The sequence below is a fragment of the Halorhodospira neutriphila genome (assembly GCF_016584055.1).
GTDB classification, from domain to species: Bacteria; Pseudomonadota; Gammaproteobacteria; order Nitrococcales; family Halorhodospiraceae; genus Halorhodospira; species Halorhodospira neutriphila.
Map to the genome: position 1 here is coordinate 1 of NZ_NRSH01000198.1, position 2,430 is coordinate 2,430.

Annotated in this window: 1 protein-coding gene and 2 pseudogenes; 2 read left to right on the forward strand and 1 reads right to left on the reverse strand. The window is 74.4% G+C overall.

What is annotated here, in order from left to right:
- Positions 1-36: 36 nt before the first annotated feature.
- Both nifE and CKO13_RS12815 read left to right on the forward strand, forming a co-directional pair.
- Positions 37-1,437 (forward strand): nitrogenase iron-molybdenum cofactor biosynthesis protein NifE, encoded by a 1,401-nt coding sequence (nifE, locus tag CKO13_RS11645; RefSeq protein WP_200261218.1) that lies wholly within the window; start codon positions 37-39, stop codon positions 1,435-1,437.
- A 131-nt stretch (positions 1,438-1,568) separates the two neighbouring features.
- Positions 1,569-2,123, forward strand: a pseudogene (locus CKO13_RS12815) (nitrogenase component 1); the annotation flags it as partial.
- A gap of 99 nt (positions 2,124-2,222) precedes the next feature.
- Here the strand turns inward: CKO13_RS12815 and CKO13_RS12820 are convergent.
- Positions 2,223-2,430: pseudogene (locus tag CKO13_RS12820) on the reverse strand (nitrogenase component 1); the annotation flags it as partial.

A 2,430-nucleotide genomic window follows, 5' to 3' on the forward strand; every position in this document is an offset into this window, starting at 1 on the left:
CCGGGGCCCACCCGAGCCGCAAGAGGAGGCCCGCCGATGCACGCCCAAGAGATCGCCGCCCTGCTCGACGAGCCCGGCTGCGAGCACAACCAGGGCGCCAAGCCCGGCTGCGCCCGCCCCCAGCCCGGCGCCGCCGCCGGCGGCTGCGCCTTCGACGGCGCGCAGATCGCCCTGCTGCCCATCGCCGACGCCGCGCACATCATCCACGGCCCGATCACCTGCGCCGGCAGCTCCTGGGACAACCGCGGCACCCGCTCCACCGGCCCCACCCTCTGGCGCATCGGCATGACCACCGACCTCGCCGAGGAGGACGTGGTCATGGGCCGCAGCGAGGAGCGGCTCTTCCACGGCATCAAGCAGGCCATCGACGGCTACGCCCCGGCCGCGGTCTTCGTCTACCAGACCTGCGTCCCCGCCCTCACCGGCGACGACCTGGAGACGGTCTGCCGGCAGGCCGCCGAGCGCTGGGGCACCCCCGTGGTCCCCGTCGACTGCGCCGGCTTCTACGGCAGCAAGAACCTCGGCAACCGCATCGCCGGCAAGGCGCTGCTCGAGCACGTCATCGGCACCCGGGAGCCCGACCCGGTCCCGGCATCGGCCCGGCCGGCGGGGATGACGCTCCACGACATCGGGCTGATCGGCGAGTTCAATATCGCCGGCGAGCTCTGGCACGTCCTGCCGCTGCTCGATGAGCTGGGTATCCGGGTGCTCGGCAGCATCTCCAGCGACGCCCGCTTCCGCGAGGTCCAGGCCCTGCACCGCAGCGAGGCGAACATGCTCGTCTGCTCCAAGGCCCTGCTCAACGTCGCCCGCGAGCTCGAGGCGCGCTACGGCGCCCCCTACTTCGAGGGCAGCTTCTACGGCGTCGCGGACACCTCGGCGGCGCTGCGCGAGATCGCCCGGCTGCTCGGCGACGCCGACCTGCAGCGGCGCACCGAGGCGCTCATCGCCCGCGAGGAGGCGCGCATCGACGCCGCCCTGGAGCCGTGGCGCCGGCGGCTGCGGGGCCGCAAGGCGGTGCTCTATACCGGCGGGGTCAAGAGCTGGTCCGTCGTCTCCGCCCTCCACGACCTGGGCATGGAGGTGGTGGCCACGGGCACCCGCAAGTCCACCGCCGCCGACAAGGCGCGGATCCAGCAGATCATGGGCGAGGACGCCCGGATGCTGGAGTCGGGCAGCCCGCGGGCGCTGATCGACGCCGTGCGCGACAGCGGCGCCGACGTGCTCATCGCCGGCGGCCGGAACATGTACACGGCGCTCAAGGCGCGCCTGCCCTTCCTCGACATCAACCAGGAGCGCAGCCACGCCTACGCCGGCTACGACGGCATGCTCGAGCTCGCCCGGCAGCTGTGCATCACCATCGACAGCCCCGTCTGGCCGCAGGTCCGCGAGCCCGCCCCCTGGGCGCAGGCGTCGCCGGCTTCCCCGGGCCGCTGAGCGGCCCGACGACGCAGGGAGGATCCCCCATGGCCGAGATCGAACGCTGCAGCAAGCCGCTGGCCATCAATCCGCTCAAGGCGGGCGCACCGCTCGGCGCCAGCCTCGCCACCCTCGGCTTCCACCGCGCCATGCCGGTGCTCCACGGCTCGCAGGGGTGCACCGCCTTCGGCAAGGTCTACCTCGTACGCCACTTCAACGAGCCCATCCCCCTGCAGACCACGGCCATGGACCCGGTCAGCACGGTGATGGGCGCCGACGCCAACGCCCACGAGGCCCTGGAGACGGTCTGCAGCAAGTCGGCGCCGGCGCTGGTCACGCTCCTGACCACCGGCCTCTCCGAGGCCCAGGGCACCGACATCCACCGCCTCGTGCGCGAGTTCCGCGAGGCGCACCCCGAGCACGCCGGCACGGCGGTGGTGGCGGTCAACACCCCGGACTTCGCCGGGGGCCTGGAGAGCGGCTACGCCGCCGCGCTCCGGGCGATTGTCGACGCCCTGGTACCCGCGGCGGCGAGCGCCGGGACCGCCCCGGGTCGCGATCCGGCCCGGGTCAACGTCCTCCTCTCGGCGGCCCACGGCCCCGGCGACGCCGAGGCGATCGCCGAGCTCGTCGAGGCCTTCGGCCTCGAGCCGGTGCTCATCCCCGACCTGAGCACCGCCCTCGACGGCCACCTGGCCGACGCCGACCACAGCCCGGTGACCACCGGCGGCCGGCCGGTCGCCGATCTCGCCGGCTGCGGCGACCGCCACCCGGGCGGCGCCAAGGACGGTATGGGCGTCGAGCAGGGCGTCCTGGAGCTGGCGGCGGTGGCGCTCGACCCGCGCCGGGACGGCGTCGCGACCGCTGATCTCGCGCAGGGCCATGACCAGCCGGTCGGTGGCGGCGAGGCCCACCAGGTGGTCGAAGCGGTAGTCGGGGACGCCGGTGCGCTCGGCGAGCCGGTCGGCGGCGGCATTGAGCGAGGCGCCGACGACGAGGGTGGCCGCGGCG